The organism is Speluncibacter jeojiensis (assembly GCF_029589495.1).
Lineage (GTDB): Bacteria > Actinomycetota > Actinomycetes > Mycobacteriales > Mycobacteriaceae > Speluncibacter > Speluncibacter jeojiensis.
In genome coordinates, this window is record NZ_JAAIVF010000003.1 from 338802 (window position 1) to 356372 (window position 17571).

17 protein-coding genes are annotated in these 17571 nt (G+C 71.4%); 6 read left to right on the forward strand and 11 right to left on the reverse strand.

The features are described 5' to 3' along the window. Positions 1–84: 84 nt before the first annotated feature. Entirely contained in the window at positions 85–489 is a 405-nt protein-coding gene (locus tag G4X40_RS12570; protein WP_277832869.1) for a DUF222 domain-containing protein, read from the forward strand. A gap of 55 nt (positions 490–544) precedes the next feature. Here the strand turns inward: G4X40_RS12570 and G4X40_RS12575 are convergent, their stop codons facing one another. The 7 genes from G4X40_RS12575 to mqo form a co-directional block, all read right to left on the reverse strand. Further along, positions 545–2059 (reverse strand): DHA2 family efflux MFS transporter permease subunit, encoded by a 1515-nt coding sequence (locus G4X40_RS12575; RefSeq protein WP_277832870.1) that lies wholly within the window; start codon positions 2057–2059, stop codon positions 545–547. Positions 2060–2111: 52 nt separating this feature from the next. Then, complete coding sequence (gene cobA, locus G4X40_RS12580; RefSeq protein ID WP_277832872.1) at positions 2112–3359, reverse strand: uroporphyrinogen-III C-methyltransferase; 1248 nt, start codon at positions 3357–3359, stop codon at positions 2112–2114. 78 nt (positions 3360–3437) lie between these two features. Next, entirely contained in the window at positions 3438–3818 is a 381-nt protein-coding gene (locus tag G4X40_RS12585; protein ID WP_277832873.1) for a cobalamin biosynthesis protein, read from the reverse strand. Positions 3819–3843: 25 nt separating this feature from the next. Continuing rightward, on the reverse strand, positions 3844–5259 hold the full coding sequence (locus tag G4X40_RS12590) for a cobyrinate a,c-diamide synthase (protein WP_277832874.1): 1416 nt from the start codon (positions 5257–5259) through the stop codon (positions 3844–3846). Continuing rightward, a complete protein-coding gene (cobO, locus tag G4X40_RS12595) occupies positions 5253–5873 on the reverse strand; it encodes a cob(I)yrinic acid a,c-diamide adenosyltransferase (protein ID WP_277832875.1) in 621 nt (206 codons plus the stop codon). The genes G4X40_RS12590 and cobO overlap by 7 nt, the downstream gene beginning before the upstream one ends. Before the next feature lie 46 nt (positions 5874–5919). Beyond that, positions 5920–7980, reverse strand: a complete 2061-nt coding sequence (locus G4X40_RS12600) for a magnesium chelatase subunit D family protein (protein ID WP_277832876.1) — start codon at positions 7978–7980, stop codon at positions 5920–5922. A gap of 15 nt (positions 7981–7995) precedes the next feature. Then, positions 7996–9510 carry a malate dehydrogenase (quinone) gene (gene mqo / locus G4X40_RS12605; protein WP_408642190.1) on the reverse strand — a complete coding sequence of 505 codons (1515 nt, stop codon included), beginning with the start codon at positions 9508–9510 and terminating at the stop codon, positions 7996–7998. A gap of 168 nt (positions 9511–9678) precedes the next feature. On the opposite strand from mqo, the gene G4X40_RS12610 reads away from it, so the two are divergent. Together G4X40_RS12610 and G4X40_RS12615 are read left to right on the forward strand one after the other, a co-directional pair. Further along, positions 9679–10749: an alpha/beta hydrolase gene (locus G4X40_RS12610; protein ID WP_277832878.1), complete on the forward strand. Its 1071-nt coding sequence runs from the start codon at positions 9679–9681 to the stop codon at positions 10747–10749. Further along, on the forward strand, positions 10746–12122 hold the full coding sequence (locus tag G4X40_RS12615) for a mycothione reductase (RefSeq protein ID WP_277832879.1): 1377 nt from the start codon (positions 10746–10748) through the stop codon (positions 12120–12122). The genes G4X40_RS12610 and G4X40_RS12615 overlap by 4 nt, the downstream gene beginning before the upstream one ends. A gap of 4 nt (positions 12123–12126) precedes the next feature. On the opposite strand, the gene G4X40_RS12620 is transcribed toward G4X40_RS12615, so the two are convergent. After that, on the reverse strand, positions 12127–12681 hold the full coding sequence (locus tag G4X40_RS12620; RefSeq protein WP_277832880.1) for an alpha/beta fold hydrolase: 555 nt from the start codon (positions 12679–12681) through the stop codon (positions 12127–12129). 116 nt (positions 12682–12797) lie between these two features. Here G4X40_RS12620 and G4X40_RS12625 point away from each other — a divergent pair, with 116 nt between their 5' ends. The 3 genes from G4X40_RS12625 to G4X40_RS12635 are packed head-to-tail and all read left to right on the forward strand — an operon-like array spanning position 12798 to position 14826. Further along, the gene (locus G4X40_RS12625; protein WP_277833094.1) at positions 12798–13160 is read left to right on the forward strand and encodes a GntR family transcriptional regulator; all 363 of its coding nucleotides are present in this window, start codon (positions 12798–12800) and stop codon (positions 13158–13160) included. After that, the gene (locus tag G4X40_RS12630) at positions 13157–14074 is read left to right on the forward strand and encodes an ABC transporter ATP-binding protein (protein ID WP_277832881.1); all 918 of its coding nucleotides are present in this window, start codon (positions 13157–13159) and stop codon (positions 14072–14074) included. The genes G4X40_RS12625 and G4X40_RS12630 overlap by 4 nt, the downstream gene beginning before the upstream one ends. After that, the gene (locus tag G4X40_RS12635) at positions 14071–14826 is read left to right on the forward strand and encodes an ABC transporter permease (RefSeq protein WP_277832883.1); all 756 of its coding nucleotides are present in this window, start codon (positions 14071–14073) and stop codon (positions 14824–14826) included. Before G4X40_RS12630 ends, G4X40_RS12635 begins: the two co-directional genes overlap by 4 nt. Before the next feature lie 9 nt (positions 14827–14835). Here G4X40_RS12635 and G4X40_RS12640 read toward each other — a convergent pair whose 3' ends face one another. From G4X40_RS12640 to G4X40_RS12650, 3 genes are read right to left on the reverse strand one after another with little or no spacing between them, the layout of a single operon-like run. Further along, entirely contained in the window at positions 14836–16368 is a 1533-nt protein-coding gene (locus tag G4X40_RS12640) for a cobyric acid synthase (protein ID WP_277833095.1), read from the reverse strand. 20 nt (positions 16369–16388) lie between these two features. Further along, positions 16389–17246 carry a type I methionyl aminopeptidase gene (gene map / locus G4X40_RS12645; protein ID WP_277832884.1) on the reverse strand — a complete coding sequence of 286 codons (858 nt, stop codon included), beginning with the start codon at positions 17244–17246 and terminating at the stop codon, positions 16389–16391. A gap of 50 nt (positions 17247–17296) precedes the next feature. After that, entirely contained in the window at positions 17297–17488 is a 192-nt protein-coding gene (locus tag G4X40_RS12650) for a ChaB family protein (protein WP_277832886.1), read from the reverse strand. Between the last annotated feature and the right edge of the window lie 83 nt (positions 17489–17571).

Consider the following 17571-nt stretch of genomic DNA (forward strand, 5'->3'; position numbering starts at 1 on the left):
CACTGTTGTGACAGGCAGCGGTGGACAAATCCACAACGCGGTACTCGGACATTTGTTCGCCATCATGGGTGAACGATGACGACCGTGAGACGCACCGACCGACCGGCACCCCCGGTGGGCGCATCGCCCAGCGCGGTCGAGCGAAAGCCGGGCGGATACTGCGCCGAGGCGGCCCGTGACCAGCTCCGTGAATGCGAGCGGGCCGAGAAGCTCGCGAACAGCGAGGTGGCGGTCGCCCCGACCGTGTCCGAACGCATCGCGCAGAACTACATCCCGATCAGCGCCGCACTGCGTGACCCCCTTCCGCTGGTCCGGGGTGCGTTCGAGGCAGGAGATCTGGACCATCGACGGGTCGACGCGATCTGGCGTTCGACGGCCGATATCGACGACTCCCTGCTGTCCAGGGTCGAGGCGGAGATCCTCGCCGCAGCGCGCCGGCTGCCACCGGGACGCCTGGGCGTAGAGATCGATCGCGGGCCTGGCGGATGATCCTGCCGACCCGAGCGCCGGAAAGCCACCCGACGACGAGCCGCCGCCGTTCTGATCACAGCCCGGCGTTCGCCGCCTCCTGGGCGGCCTGCGCGTCCGCGATCTGCTGAGGCGTGAAGCGGATGAACAGCGCCACGAGGCCCGAGATCGCCGCGGCCACCGCGCAACCGACGAGTGCGAACGTGTACCCGTGCCCGAGCGCCGCGAGCTGCGCGGGATTCATCGAACTCGCGTTGCCGCCGGTGGTCCCGCCCAGCGACAGGGTCCGCGACGACGCCATCGCACCGATCACCGCGAGGCCGATCGGGCCGCCGAGGGTCTGCGCGACAGTCGCGATCGCCGCGAGCGGCCCGATCTCGTCGCTGCCGACCCCGGTGATCGCACACAGCGGCAGCGGCACCACGGCCAACCCCACACCGAAGCCGATCACGACGATCGGCCCGAACAGATCCGCCCAGTAACCCGCCGACCCGTCCAACGTCGATCCGAACAGGAACCCGGCCACCATGAGCACGGAGCCGGCGGCGATCAGCCACCGCGCCTGAACGCGCAGCGCCAGCTTCGACGCGACCTGCGCCGCGACACCCAGGCCGAAGGCGAACGGCACGAACGACAGTCCGGCGCGCAGCGGCGTATAGCCGAGGATGTCCTGCACGAACAGCGCCACGAACACCGCCATGCACATCGTCACCGCACCGGCGAAGAAGATCGACACGAAGGTCGCCACCCGATCCCGGTCGGTGAACAGATCGAACGGCAGCAGCGGATGCTCCGCCCGCACCTCCACCCGCAGGAACACCGCCAACAGCATGATGCCCAGCACCAGCGCGCCGATGACCGTGCCGTCCGCCCATCCCAGCTCGGTGCCCTCCATCAGCCCGTAGACCAGGCTGGTGCAGCCGAGGGTCGCCAGGATCGCGCCCGGGACGTCCAACGAGAGCCGCCGCGCATCCTCCGACTCGGCCAACGCCTTGAACGCGAGCGAGACGATCAACACGCCGATCGGCACGTTGATCAGGAAGATCCACCGCCACGACACCTCGGTCAACGCGCCGCCGATGATCAGCCCGGCCACCGACCCGATGCCGGTCATTGCCGCGAAGATGGCGATCGCCTGGTTGCGCACCTTCCCCGGCGCGAACGTCGTCGCGACCAGCGCCAGTGCGGTCGGCGACGCGATCGCCGCGCCGACGCCCTGCAGGGTGCGGGCGACCAGCAGCATCGGCTCGTTCAGCGCCAGCCCGCACAGCATCGACGACAGTGTGAACACGGCGACGCCGGTGATGAACATCCGCTTGCGGCCGAACGCGTCACCGATCCGGCCGCCGAGCAACATCAGACCGCCGTAAGCGAGCGCATACGACGTGATCACCCATTTGCCGCCGGCGCTGCTCAGGCCCAGGTCGTCCTGCAGGCGCGCCAGCGCCAGATTCGCGACGGTGCCGTCGAGCACCACCATCAGCTGCAGAGCGCCCAGCACGACGATGGCCAGCCCGAACGCCCGCGTGGTCACCGGATAGCTCACCGGCGTCGTCGCGGCCGGGGGGTTCGACGGGCGTGCGGCATTCATCGACAGGACGTTCCCTCACGTTCGAGCCGCATTCGGCAGACAACTACTTGTGTCAGACGGTACCGCGAACGGACGGACCGTCCTCGGACACCTGATCGATCAGACCGGCCACCGGACCGAACACCACGATCGCCGGCGGACGGATCTGTTCGGCGGCGGCCCGCGCCGCGACGGTCGACAGCGTGGCGCGCAGCACGCGCTGGGTGCGAGTGGTGCCCTCCTGGATCACGGTCACCGGCGTCTCGGCGGGCCGACCGCCGGCGAGCAGCGCGTCGGCGAACTGCGGCAGCCGCTCGACGCCCATCAGCAGCACGATGGTGCCCTTGAGCTTCGCCAGTGCGTCCCAGTCCACGAGCGACTTCGGGTGTCCCGGCGCCACGTGCCCCGACACGACCACGACCTCGTGCGCCACGCCGCGGTGCGTCACCGGCACGCCGGCCGCCGCGGGCACCGAGAAGGCACTGGTGATACCCGGCACCACCGTCACCGCGATGCCGGCCTCCGCGCAGGCCATCAGCTCCTCGTAGCCGCGGCCGAACAGGTACGGGTCGCCGCCCTTGAGCCGCACCACGAACTTCCCGGCACGTGCGCCGTCGATCAATGTCTGGTTGATGTGCTCCTGCGCCATGGCCCGGCCGTAGGGGATCTTCGACGCGTCGACGACCTCCACCTCCGGTCCGAGCTCGGCCAGCAGCTCCGGCGGCGCCAGACGGTCGGCGACCACCAGGTCCGCGCGGGCGAGCAGCCGCCGGCCCCGCACGGTGATCAGATCCGGATCGCCCGGACCGCCGCCGACGAGTGCGACGCCCGCCTCGTGCGCCTCGCCGTGGTCGTCGATCTGACCGGACTGCAAGGCCTCCCGGATCGCGGTGCGCAGTGCGGCCGAACGCCGGTGTTCCCCGCCCGCGAGCACGCCGACCGTCACGCCCTCGTAACGCGCCGTGGCCGGGGTGACCGCGGTGCCCTCACGGGCGCTGTCGACCCGCACGCAGAAGACCCGGCGACGCTCCGCCTCCGCGACGATCGCGGCGTTCACCGCCGGATCGTCGGTCGCGGCGACCGCATACCAGGCGCCGTCGAGGTCACCGTCCGCGTAGTCGCGGAGCTGAAGCTCGATCTGGCCGGCGGTCGCCAGGCCCTCCACCGCCGGTGTCGCGGCGCGCGCGATCACCCGCACCCGTGCACCGGAGGCCACCAGCAGCGGCAACCGGCGCTGCGCCACGGTGCCGCCGCCGACCATCACCACCAGGCGCCCGTTCAGGTCCAGGCCGACCAGGTATGCCGGTTCCTCGCTCGCCATCGATCTCCCTCACTCGTGCGGTACCGGACGCCTGCGGGTACCGCGAAAAACCCTACGGTAAGCGCGCGCCGGCGCCGCTCACTCCTCCTCGGCGACGGCCACCGCGCCGGTCACACCGCTGCCGGTCAACTTGGGCACCAACAGCTTCGCCCTGCCGGTGCCCGCCGCGACCGCCAGCGCGGCGGCCTCGGCGACCGATCCGGTCCCGACCGCCGCGCCGACCACCGCACTCGGGTGCGGCACCTCGACCGCCGCCAGCACCTCCGCGGCGACACCCTCGACCACCGCCTCCGGCCGGCAGGACCGCAACGCCGCGGTCACGTCGGCGACCCGGCGGTCGAGCGTGGCGAAGCGCCGCAGCGGGGTCCCCACCGCGCGCTCGAGCCGCGCCACCAGTTCCGCGAGATCGCCCGGCAGCGCTCCGGGACGCATCCCGATGCCGACGACCGGCCCGCTCACAAAACCACCTTCACGACACCGTGATTCACGACACCGCGACGATCGCACCGTCGCGGCGGCGGTCGTCCCTGTACCGACCGGCAGCCGCGACGAACCGGGCCACCGCCGACGGGTTCCCGGCCGGATGGGTGTGAAGGTACGACGCGTGCACCTGCCCGCGCACGAATCCCTCACCCACCGGGCCCTCGGCGCCGCGCCACCCCCAGGCGGGGGACGCGTCCGTTCCGGACGCGGTCAGGACCGTGCGGTGGAACTCGTGGCCCGTCACCCTCGTACCCGCTGCGAACAACGGCGAGTCGGCCAGCGCGACCGCCTCCCGATAGCCGAGGGTCAGCCGCTCGCCGAAGCGTGCCTCCACGTCGACCACGCCGCTCATCGGGTGGCCGTCGAGGCTGCGGGCCAGGTACAGCAGCCCGGCGCACTCGGCGTGGACGGGCAGGCCGCGCTCCGCCGCCGTCCGCACGTCCGCGAGCAGCGCGCGGTTGTCCGCCAGCTGCGGCGCGTACTCCTCCGGGAAGCCGCCCGGGATCACCAGGCCCGCCGCGTCGGCTGGCAGTGCGCCGTGGATCGGGTCGAACACGACCACCTCGGCCCCGGCGGCCGCGAGCAGCTCGGTGTGCTCGGCGTAGCCGAACGTGAACGCCGGTCCCCCGGCGACGGCGACGACCGGCCGGCCCTCACCGGCGGGCACCGCGGCCGCACCCGCTTCGGCCGCGGGATCCCACGCGGGCCCGTCAGCCCTTGCACCGGCCAACGCGACCAGCGCCGGCAGGTCCAGGTGCCGGGCCGCCAGCTCGGTCATCGCGGCGACCGCCTCGCGCGCGGCACCGCCGTGTTCGGTGGCGGTGACCAGCCCCAGGTGCCGGGACGGCACGTGCAGTTGCGCGGCACGCGGGACCACGCCGAGCACCGGCAGCCCGACCCGGTCGCAGGCCTGGCGGAGCACCTGCTCATGGCGGGCGCTGCCGACCCGGTTGAGGATGACCCCGCCGAGCCGCACGGACGACTCGTAGGTGGCGAATCCGTGCAGCACCGCGGCCAGCGACTGGCTGTGTCCGCGCGCGTCCACCACCAGCACCACCGGCGCGCCGAGCAGAGCCGCCACCTGGGCGGTCGACCCCTCGGCGGCCCCGTCGGTCTCGTCGCCGATGCGCCCGTCGAACAGCCCCATCACGCCCTCGACGACGGCGATGTCGCATCCGGCGCTGCCGTGCGCATACAACGGCCCGATCCGATCCCGCCCGACGAGCACCGGGTCGAGGTTGCGCCCGACCCGCCCGGCCGCGAGGCCGTGGTAGCCAGGGTCGATGTAGTCGGGTCCGACCTTGAACGGCGCCACCCGGTGCCCGGCCGCCCGCAGCGCACCGATCAGCCCGGTCGCGACGGTGGTCTTGCCGCTGCCCGAGGCGGGCGCCGCGACGACCAGTGCGCCGGCTACCACTCGATGCCCCGCTGGCCCTTGCGTCCGGCATCCATCGGATGCTTGATCTTGGTCATCTCGGTGACCAGGTCGGCGGCGTCGATCAACGCCTGCGGGGCGTCACGGCCGGTGATCACCACGTGCTGGGCACCCGGACGGCTGCGCAGGACCTCGACCACCTCGTCGGTGTCGATCCATCCCCACTTGAGCGGGTAGGTGAACTCGTCGAGCACATAGAACTTGTGCCGCTCCTGCTCCAGGCGGCGGGCGATCTCGCGCCAGCCCTCCAGCGCCGCGGCCGCATGGTCCTCATCGGAGCCGTGCTTGCGCGTCCAGGACCAGCCCTCGCCCATCTTGTGCCACTCGACGGGCCCGCCCGCGCCGGTCTCTGCGTGCAGGGTGCCGAGCGCACGCATGGCGGCCTCCTCGCCGACCCGCCACTTCGCGCTCTTGACGAACTGGAACACCCCGATGTCGAAGCCCTGGTTCCAGGCCCGCATGGCCATGCCGAACGCGGCCGTCGACTTCCCCTTGCCGGGACCGGTGTGCACCGCGAGCAGTGGCGCGTTACGACGCTGCTTGGTGGTCAGCCCGTCGTCGGGGATGTTCTCCGGCAATGGCGCGCCCTTGGGCATGGATTCCTCGCTTCTGCGGTCGGCCGAGTGTGCTGGCCGGTCAAACCTACGCGGCGGCGCGCACGACGTCGGCCACCTGCTGCGCCGACAACTCGGCCAGTTGCAGGCATTCGCCGCGCAGCGCCCGGGCCATCTCGGCCGCCAGGCCCAGACGGATCATCGAGACCTCGCAGTCGATGACGACCGAAGCCGCCCCCGACTCCGCCAGCAGCGTCGCCGCGGTCCGCGCACGCACCACCGGATCCGGACCGCCGGTCGCGCGACCGTCGGTGAGGGTGACCACCAGTGCGCGCCGTCGCGGATCGCGCACCCGCTCGCGCAGCACCATCTCGCGCGCCTTCAGGAACCCTTGCGCCAGTGGCGTTCTGCCGCCGGTGCGCATGGTCGCGAGTCGCCGCACCGCGATCTCCACCGACGACGTGGGCGGCAACAGCACCTCGGCGTCCGCCCCGCGCATCGAGATGACGGCGACCTTGTCGCGGCGCTGGTAGGCGTCACGCAGCAGCGACACCACCGCGCCGGCCACCGCGGTCAGCCGGTCGCGCGCGGCCATCGATCCGGACGCGTCGACGAGGAACACCACCAGGTTGCCCTCGCGGCCCTCGCGGACCGCGCCGCGAAGATCCTTCGGCGCCAACATCATCCGACCACCGTGGCGACCACGCGCCACCTGGTGTTCGGCGGCGGCGAACAGGGTGCCGACCAGGTGCAGGCCGTGGCCCGGCTCGAGGGTCGGGCGGACCGAGCGCCCGCGCGTCGACCGGGCCCGGGAGCGGCGCCCCGGGGCCCCCTCGCCGATGCCGGGGATCTGCAGCAGCCGGGTGCGGAACGGTCGGCCCGGCAACTCGATGGTGCGGCCGGGGCCCTTCCCCGCCCCGGTCCCCTCGCCGGGAGTCGGTGCGTCGGGGGCCGACGGTTCGGACGTCGACCGTTCGGGAGCCTGTTGCTCGGGGGCCTGCGCACCCGTCGGCGCGGTCTGCGGTGCGGCGGCCGGCTCGTCCGCGTCCGGACCGTCGCCGGTCTGATCCGCCGGACCGTCGCCCGCCGACTGCTCACCGGACTCGTCCGCGCCGCCCCCGCCGGGGCCGGGCTCGGGATCCGGGTCGGGTTCCGGCTCCCGGTCGGCCTCGCGGGCCGCCTCCTCCATCGCCTGGTCGAGATCGTCTGCGTCGAGTCCGGGCTCGTCGAACGGGTCGCGGCGCCGACGGTGCGGCAACGCCATCTCCGCGGCGACGCGCACGTCCTGCTCGGTGACCTCCCGCACGCCGCGCCACGCCGCATGCGCGGTGGCGGCGCGCGCCACCACCAGGTCGGCGCGCATGCCGTCGACGTCGAACGCGGCGCACAGCGCGGCGATGCGGCGCAGTTCCCGACCCGGCAGGTCCACCGCGGCACAGTGGGCGCGCGCCCGCACGATCCGCCGCGCCAGCTCGGCGTCGGCGTCGGCGTAGTCGCGGGCGAACGCGACCGGGTCGGCCTCGTAGGCCAGCCGACGGCGGATCACCTCGACGCGGGTGTCGACCTCGCGCGAGGCCATCACATCGACCGCCAGCCCGAACCGGTCGAGCAGCTGCGGACGCAGCTCACCCTCCTCGGGGTTCATGGTCCCGACCAGGACGAACTTCGCCGGGTGGCTGTACGAGACACCGTCGCGTTCGATGTGCACCCGCCCCATCGCGGCGGCGTCGAGCAGGACGTCGACCAGGTGGTCGTGCAGCAGGTTGACCTCGTCGACGTACAGCACACCCTGGTGCGCGGCCGCCAGCAGACCCGGCTGGAAGGCGCGCTCACCGTCGCGCAGCACCTTCTCCAGGTCGAGTGAGCCGACCACTCGGTCCTCGGTGGCGCCGACCGGCAGCTCGACCAGCCGCGCCGGACGCGGCGCGCGGGCGACCGCACCGTCCGCCGGGTCGTCGAGCACCGGCGGCAGCAGCTGCGCGAGCGCCCGCACCGCGGTGGACTTGGCGGTGCCCTTTTCGCCGCGCACCAGTACACCGCCGATACCGGGGTGCACGGCGCACAGGATCAGCGCCAGCCGCAGCTGGTCCTGACCGACGATCGCGCTGAGCGGGAAACCGATGTCCGTGCCGTCACGGGGCTCCGACATGTGCCGCGACCGCGATCAGGCCGAGCGGACGGGCTCGCGGTTGAGCTCGAGAGTCTTCGAGCTCCACTGCCACACCTCGTCGAACAGCGCCGGGTTGCCGGAAAGCTTGGTGCCCAGCGACGGGACCATCTCCTTGAGCGCAGGCTGCCAGCGCTGGAAGTCCGCCGGGAAGCACTTCTGCAGCACGTCGAGCATCGCCGGGACGGCGGTCGAGGCGCCGGGGGACGCACCGAGCAGACCGGCGATCGAGCCGTCCTCGGCGTTGACGACGGCCGTGCCGAACTCCAGCACACCGCCCTTGCCCTTCTTGCGGCGGATGACCTGGACGCGCTGACCGGCGGTGATCAGCTCCCAGTCCTTGATGTCGGCCTCGGGCACGAACTGCGACAGCGTGCCGATGCGGTCCTCCGGGGACTGCATCAGCTCGCCGATCAGGTACTTGGTCAGGCCCATCTCGGTGACGCCGACGCCGAGCATCGAGAGCAGGTTGTTCGGCTTGACCGACAGCGGCAGGTCGGTGATCTTGCCGTTCTTCAGGAACTTCGGCGACCAGCCCGCGTACGGCCCGAACAGCAGACCCGGCTTGCCCGCGATGACGCGGGTGTCCAAGTGCGGCACCGACATCGGCGGTGCGCCGACGGCGGCCTTGCCGTACACCTTGGCCTGGTGCAGGCCGATCAGCGACTCGTTGGTGCAGCGCAGGAACTCACCGCTGACCGGGAAGCCGCCGAAGCCCTTGGCCTCGGCGATGCCGGACCGCTGCAGCAGCGCCAGCGCACCGCCGCCGGCGCCGACGAACACGAACTTCGCGTCGATCGTCTTGCGCTCGTGGGTGCGCACGTTCTTGACGGCGACCCGCCAGTCGCCGTTCGACTGCTTGGTCAGGTTGGTGACCTGCTGACCGAAACCGATGGTGGCGCCGGACTTTCCGAGGTGCGCGAGCAGCTGCCGGGTGAGCGCGCCGAAGTCGACGTCGGTGCCGCCTTCGAACCAGTTGATCGCGACGGGGTCGGAGTAGTCGCGGCCGGCGGCCATCAGCGGCAGCCGGCGGCCGAACTCGCCCTCGTCCTCCGAGTACTCCATGCCGGCGAACAGCGGGTGCTTGGCGAGCGCGTCGTAACGCGCGCGCAGGTACTTCACGTCATCGCCGCCGTGCACGAAGCTGATGTGAGGGATCGGGTTGATGAACTCCCGCGGCGCGGGGAGGATGCCGTTCTCGACCGCGTAGGACCAGAACTGGCGCGAGACCTGGAACTGCTCGTTGACGTTGACGGCCTTGGTGATGTCGACCGTGCCGTCGGCCTTCTGCGGGGTGTAGTTGAGCTCGCACAGCGCCGAGTGTCCGGTGCCCGCGTTGTTCCACGGATCGCTGCTCTCGGCCGCGGCGGCATCGAGCCGCTCGAGGACGGTGATCGACCACTCCGGCTGCAGCCGGCGCAGCAGCACGCCCAACGTTGCGCTCATGATGCCCGCACCCACGAGCACGACATCGGTCTTCTGCGGCACTACACCCTGCCTGTCACTCGACACTGGAGTTCAACTTCCTCGCTTGATCACGCCGACGTTCGAACCAGCCACTCGGCTCCTGATCACACCACTGGCGTCGCCCAGGTTACTCGGCAGTCCGTGACGGCTTGTTCACCGGATTCGATACTGCCCTGCCAGCGGGCCGCCGCGACCCGTTCTAGGGTGTGATCTGTGACGAACTGGATGCCCGATGAGCTGGGCGACGGCTACGAGAAACTCACCATCGCGCTCGGCGCCGACCCGGACGGCGAGGGCGAGGTCGCCGCGACGCTGATCCGCTACCGGCCCCGCGACGGCGAGGTCACCCGCGGCGCGGTCCTCTACGTGCACGGGTTCACCGACTACTTCTTCCAGACGCACGTCGCCGAGCACTTCGCGCAGCGCGGATACGCCTTCTTCGCGCTGGACCTGCGCAAGTGCGGGCGGTCGCTGCGCCCCGGCCAGACACCGCACTTCGTCGGCGACCTCGCCGAGTACGACGAGGAGCTCGGCCGCGCGGTCACGCTGGTGCGCACCGAGCTGGCCGCCACCGCCGGCACCCCCGCCGACGTGCTGCTGGTCGCGCATTCGACCGGCGGGCTGATCCTGCCGCTGTGGCTGGACCGCCTCAACCGGCAGCCGGGCGGTACCGAGCGCACCGGGATCAAGGGGCTCGTGCTCAACAGTCCATGGTTCGACCTGCAGGGTCCGGCGTATCTGCGCAGCGTGGGCACCGCGGTCGTCGACGTGCTGGGCCGTATCCGCCCGCACCAGGTGCTGCCGACCGGCGTGAGCAACGCCTACGGCTCGAGCCTGCACCGGTCGGCGCACGGCGAATGGGACTATCACCTGGACTGGAAGCCGCTGACCGGGTTCCCGGTGACGGCGGGATGGCTGCGCGCGGTCCGCGCCGGCCATGCGCGCCTGCACCGCGGCCTGGACATCGGCGTACCGGCACTGGTGCTCCGCTCGGACCTGAGCCACTTCACCAGCCACTACTCCGATCGGGTGGACGTCGCCGACGCGGTGCTCGACGTCAGGCAGATCGCGCGCTGGTCCGGCTGCCTCGGCGACCGCACGGCCATCGTGCCGGTGCCCGGCGCCCGCCACGACGTGTTCCTGTCCACCGAGCCGGTGCGCGCACGCGCGTTCGTCGAGCTCGACCGCTGGCTCACAGGTATCTACGAGGCCGCGCCGCAGGCCGCGCCGCAGGCCGCGCCGCAGGCCGGTGCGCCCGCGCAGAGCGGGAGGGCCGGGGCATGACCCACTACGACATCGCGATCGTCGGAAGCGGTTCGGGCAACACCATTCTCGACGACCGGTACGCCGACAAGAAGGTGGCGCTGCTCGAGGAGGGCACGTTCGGCGGCACCTGCCTGAACGTGGGTTGCATCCCGACGAAGATGTTCGTCTACGCGGCCGACGTGGCCCGCGCGGTCGAGCACGCCTCCCGCTACGGAGTCGACGCCTCGTTCACCGGGGTCCGCTGGCCCGACATCGTCGACCGGGTCTTCGGCCGCATCGACCCGATCGCCGACGGCGGCCGGCGCTACCGCATGCACGACTGCCCCAACGTGACCGTTTACACCGGCCGGGCCCGGTTCACCGGCCCGCGCACCCTCGACACCGGGACCGGCGAGACCATCACCGCGGACCAGATCGTGGTGGCCGCCGGCTCGCGGCCGATGATCCCCGACGAGGTCACCGCGAGCGGCGTGCGCTACTACACCAACGAGGACGTGATGCGGCTGCCGGAACTGCCGCGGCGCCTGATCGTGCTCGGCAGCGGGTTCATCGCCGCCGAGTTCGCGCACGTGTTCTCCGCGCTCGGCAGCGAGGTGTCGGTGATCGCCCGCAGCGGCGCGCTGCTGCGTCACCTCGACACCGAGATCTCCGCGCACTTCACCGAGCTGGCCCGCGCGAAATGGGATGTGCACCTGGCGAATCCGGTGCGCGCGGTGCGGCCGGGAGCGTCCGAAGCGCAGGTCGAGGTGGAGCTGGCCGACGGCACCGTGGTCGCCGGCGACGCGCTGCTGGTCGCGGTCGGCCGCCGCCCCAACGGCGACCTGATGGCGCCGCAGACGGCGGGCATCGCACTGCATCCGGACGGGCGCGTCGTGGTCGACGAGTTCCAGCGCTCCACCGCGGAGGGCGTGTTCGCGCTCGGTGACGTCAGCTCCGAGCACCAGCTCAAGCACGTCGCGAATCACGAGGCCCGCGTGGTGGCACACAACCTGCTGGCGGCCGCGGACGACGCGGCGCTGCGCAGCTCCGATCACCGGTTCGTGCCGTCGGCGGTGTTCACCGACCCGCAGATCGCGACCGTCGGGCTGACCGAGGAGCAGGCACGGGCCCGCGGGATCGACGTCGCCGTCAAGGTGCAGTCGTACGCGGACGTCGCCTACGGCTGGGCGATGGAGGACCACGAGGGGCTGTGCAAGCTCATCGCCGACCGCGACACCGGCCGCCTGGTCGGCGCGCACCTGATCGGCGCGCAGGCGTCGACGCTGATCCAGCCGCTGATCCAGGCGATGAGTTTCGATCAGGGGGTCGCGGACATGGCCCGCGGGCAGTACTGGATCCATCCCGCGCTGCCCGAGGTCGTGGAGAACGCGCTGCTGGGGCTGGATCTCTAGCCGGTCACCAGGGGTTGCTGCGCAACACGATCTCGGTCGCCAGTTCGGCGGCGGCCTGCGACGGCACCGTGTCCACCTCGTCGAGTTCGACGACCCGGTACTCCGAGTAGGCGTGCCGCCCTGTCGCGTAGGCCTGTGCGCGGTTGTCGCCGCGGCCGAGCACCACCGTGGTCGCCACCTCGACCGCGGGGCAGGTCGCGTCCAGCACCGTGCCGTCCGCTCCGGCGACCGCGGGGTGCGCGTGCCCGGCGACGACCAGGCTGCTGACCCGCCCGAAGTGCCGCGCTGCCACCTGCCATGCCAGGTCCGCGCCGTCATCGTCACCGACCAGGTGCACCCACCGCAGCGACAGCTCGTCGAGCGCCGCGATCAGCGCCTCGTGCCCGACCCCGCCGATCGACTCCAGCACGAAGGTCTGCAGACCCGAATTGTGCAGTCGCTCACAGACTTCCGCGTAGTCGTCGACCGACCGCGCCGATCCGGGCAACACCACCACGGCCCCGCCGTCCGCGGGACCGCTCACGTGCACGACCCCGACCGTGACCTTCCGCAACTCCATGACTGAACACCGTACGCGAGTGCGGCCCGGCGCCGACGCACTTGTGACCCGCCGCTCTTGCGTGCCCACCCGCCCGGCTCTATGGTTCATTACATGACTAATGAACCGATGAGCTTCTGATGGACGCCGGGCGGCCGCTGTTCCAGCAGATCGCCGAGATGATCGAGAACTCGATCATCGACGGTTCCCTGGCCGAGAACACGCAGGTCCCGTCGACCAACGAACTGGCCGCGTTCCACCGGATCAATCCCGCCACCGCGGGAAAGGGCTTGGCCCAGTTGGTCACCGACGGAGTCCTCTACAAGAGGCGAGGCATCGGCATGTTCGTCACCGAAGGCGCACGGGACGCGCTGCGTTTCCGCCGTCGCGCCACCTTCGCCAAGCAGTACCTGGACCCGATGCTCGCCGAGGCCCGCAAGCTCGGCATCGACACCGGGGAGATCAAGACGATGCTCGACGACTGGGAGGAAGCACGATGACCACCCCTGACCCGACGACGACTTCCGTGGTGCAGGTCCGCGGCGTCACCCGGATCTTCGGCAAGACCACCGCGCTGGACTCGGTGACCTTCGACCTCGAGCCCGGCCGGATCCACGGCCTGCTCGGCCGCAACGGCGCCGGCAAGACGACCCTGATGCAAATGCTCGCCGGGCACGACCGGCCGAGCTCCGGGCAGGTGCGCGTCTTCGGCCACGATCCGTACGAGCATGCCGCGGCCGCTGCGCGGACCTGCTTCGTGCGCGAGGGTCAGCGCTACCCGGACGAACACCGGGTGTGCCATGTGATCGCCACTGCTGCCGCGGTGTTCGCGAACTGGGACGCCGACCTCGCCGACTCGCTGCTGGCGACCTACAAGCTGCCGATGCGGCGCAAGGTCAAGAAGCTCTCGCGCGGCATGCAGTCCGCACTGGGCATCACCCTCGGACTCGCCTCACGCGCGCCGCTGACCATCTTCGACGAGCCCTACCTCGGACTCGACGCCGTCGCCCGCCAGATGTTCTACGACCAACTGCTCACCGACGTCGCCGAACACCCGCGCACGGTGATCCTGTCGACCCACCTGATCGACGAGATCGGCGACCTGCTCGACCGCGTGCTGGTCATCGACGACGGCAAGTTGGTGCTCGACGAGGAGGCCGAGACCCTTCGTGGGCGCGCCTTCGTCGTGACCGGTCCGGCCGCCGCGGCCGAGGACTTCGCCGACTTCCGGCCGGTGCTGCACCGCGAGCGCCTGGGTGGGTTCGCCCGCATCACCCTCGATGCCCCGTTGTCCGACGAGAACCGCTCACGCGCCCACGCGGCGGGACTGGAGATCGAACCGATCTCGCTGCAGCAGCTCGTGATCCACACCACCGGCGCCGCCCGCCCCGACCTCGAGGAGAGTGCCCTGTGACCACCCCCCTGACCGTCACCACCCCTGCCTTCGCCGCGGTCGACCTCGGGGCGCCGCCCCGGCCCGCCGGCCGCGTCCTCGCCGCCGCCCGCATGCACCTGGTGTCGGTGATGTTCGTGGCCATGCCGGTGCTGGTGGGGCTGTCGGCGTTCCTCATCAACCTGATCATCTTCGCCCTGGTCGACACCGGGCAGGCGCTCAACGGCACCGGCGGGCTGGCCGCGTTCCTCGGAACCTACTTCGCCGCCTACATGGCCGCCACCCAGGCGTTCTCGTTCGCCCTCGGCGTGAGCCTAACCCGCCGCGAGTTCTTCACCGGCACAGTGGCACTCGCACTTGTCCAGTCGGTGCTCGCCGGACTCGCCATCTATCTGCTCTCGCTGATCGAGTCGGCCACGAACGGGTGGGGGGTGCAGATGCGCTTCTTCGGACTGGTGCGATACCTGTCCAACAACCCGGGGGTGCAGCTCGGCGCGCCGATCGCGTTCTGCATGCTGCTCGCACTCGCGGCGATGCTGATCGGTGCGGTGTACACGCGGTGGAAGGGCCTGGGCATGCTGGGCCTGTCGGTGGGCGCGGTGCTGGTGCTCGGCGTCGTCGCGATCGTCATCACCTGGCAGGGGTGGTGGCCGGGGTTCGCCGACCTGTTCACCGGGCCGCCGGTCGCGGTGCCGCTGATCGTGTACCCGCTGGCCGCCGCGGCGGTGGCCGGTGCGGGTGCCTACGGGGTGCTGCGCCGCGCAATCCCCTGACCGGCAGCATCACCCCAGTGCGCTGTTGATCACCGGCAGGCCCGGCGTCGGGCCGCCGGTGATCAGCGCGTCGACCGCCACGGTGTCCAGGTGCTCGTCGACCAGGTCGGCGAGCAGGTCGAGTTGCGCGAGCCGCACCGCCGCCACCGAGGTGTCCGGCGCGACGGCGAATCCGTCCCGCCCGGCGATGCGCGCGACCTCGGTGAGCAGCAGTCGGCGGAACTCGTCGCTCTCGAGCAGCCCGTGCCAGTGCGTGCCCCAGACCGCGCCCCGCACGCTGCCCTCGGCGCGCCCGTCGTGGTGGCGCAGCAGCGGCGCATCGCCGCTGCGGCGTACCCGTCCGTGGTGGATCTCGTACCCGGACACCGGGATACCGGCGCCGATCGCGTCGCCGACGCCCGACGAGCGGTCCAGCACCTTGTCGGCCTCGAAGGAGATGTCCAGGTCCAGCAGCCCCAGGCCGGCGACGATACCGGCGCAGGATTCGACGCCGTCGTCGATCGTGGCACCGAGCATCTGGTAGCCGCCGCAGATACCGAGGATCGGGCGGCCCTCATCCGCCCGCCCGACGAGTGCCTGCGCAATCCCGGTGCGCCGCAGCCACTGCAGGTCCGACACCGTCGCCTTGCTACCCGGCAGCACCACCAGGTCCGCGTCGAGCAGCCGCTCCGGATCGCTCACCCAACGCACCGAGACGCCCGGCTCGCAGGCGAGCGCCTCGACGTCGGTGGCGTTGGACACGCGCGGCAACCGGATCGCGGCCACCCGCAGCCACCGGTCCCCCACCGGCGGCGCGGGACGTCCGACGGGCGCGTCGACGACCGCCGAGAGCGAGTCCTCGGCGTCGAGCCACAGGTTCTCCGCGAACGGGATCACCCCGAGCGTCGGTCGTCCGGTCAGCGCCCGCAGCCGGTCGAGTCCGGGCGCCAGCAGCGCGGGGTCGCCGCGGAACTTGTTGACGACGAACCCCGCGATCAGCGCCTGGTCCTCGGGTTCGAGCACCGCGACCGTGCCGAACAGGTGCGCGAGTACGCCGCCGCGGTCGATGTCGCCGACGACCAGCACCGGCACGTCGCTCATGCGCGCCAGCCCCATGTTCGCCAGATCTGTTGCGCGCAGGTTTATCTCGGCCGGCGATCCGGCGCCCTCGCAGATCACCACGTCGAACTCGGCGCGCAGGGCGGCCAGGTCTTCGGCGACGACCTCGCGCAGCCGGCGGCGGTGCGTCACATAGTCGCGGGCACCCACGTCGACGGTCGCCCGGCCGCGCACGACGAGCTGTGAGCGGCGGTCGCTGCCGGGCTTGAGCAGCACGGGATTGAAGCGCACGCTCGGCTCGAGCCCGCACGCGTGGGCCTGCATCGCCTGGGCCCGGCCGATCTCGCCGCCGTCGAGGGTGACGACCGAGTTGTTGGACATGTTCTGCGCCTTGAACGGCGCCACCGACACCCCACGGCGGACCAGCGACCGGCACAGCCCGGCCACCAGCACGCTCTTGCCGGCGTCGGACGTCGTCCCGGCGACCAGCAGGGCGCCCCGCACACCGGCGCCGGGCCGGGCCGTCACGGCAGGGTGAGGATCTCGGCGCCGGACTCGGTGACCACGAGGGTGTGCTCGAACTGCGCGGTCCACTTGCGGTCCTTGGTCACCACAGTCCAGCCGTCCGACCAGATCTCATAGTCGACGGTGCCCAGGTTGATCATCGGCTCGATCGTGAACACCATGCCCGGCTCGATCACGGTCTCCACGTTCGGCTGGTCGTAGTGCAGGATGACCAGGCCGTTGTGGAAGGTCTCGCCGATGCCGTGGCCGGTGAAGTCGCGCACCACGCCGTAGCCGAAACGGTTGGCATAGGACTCGATCACGCGGCCGATCACGTTCAGCTCGCGGCCGGGCTTGACGGCTTTGATCGCGCGCATGGTCGCCTCGTGGGTGCGCTCGACCAGCAGCCGGTTCTCCTCGGACACGTCTCCGGCGAGGAAGGTGGCGTTGGTGTCGCCGTGCACGCCGTCGAGGTAGGCGGTCACGTCGATGTTGACGATGTCGCCGTCCTCGATCACCGTCGAGTCCGGGATGCCGTGGCAGATCACCTCGTTGAGCGAGGTGCAGCACGACTTCGCGAAACCGCGGTAGCCGAGCGTCGACGGGTAGGCGCCGTGATCGCACATGTACTCGTGTGCGATGCGGTCGAGTTCGTCGGTGGTCACGCCGGGCGCGACGGCCTTGCCCGCCTCGGCCAGCGCCTGCGCCGCGATCTTCGAGGCGACCCGCATCTTCTCGATGGTCTCGGGCGTCTGCACCCAGGGCTCGTTGCCCTCGTTCGCGGTGGGCTTCCAGGCGTACTCGGGCCTGGCGATGCTCTTGGGCACCGAGCGGGTCGGTGAGAGGGTTCCGGGGACGAGCGCGGTGCGAACGGACATGCCCAAGAGCCTAACGCCCGTGCACCGGCGCCCGACCGCGCGTCGGCCCGCTACTCGGGTTGCTTCGGCACCCAATGGTCGGTGGCCAGCTCGTAACTCTCCTTGAGGACCCCGTAGGCGGCGCGCTGGGCCTCGTCGCCCTCACCGAAGCGCCTGACCGCGCTGTCGTGTGCGGTCGCGAATGCCGTCTGCACCTCCTTCGAGGATCGACGCAACGTCTGCGGGAGCTCGAACCGATTCACTTCCGCCACCCTTTCGTCGTCGGTGATGAACGCGTGTCCTCATTGTGCGTCGGACAACGCGATCACGGAACCGATCGGGGCGG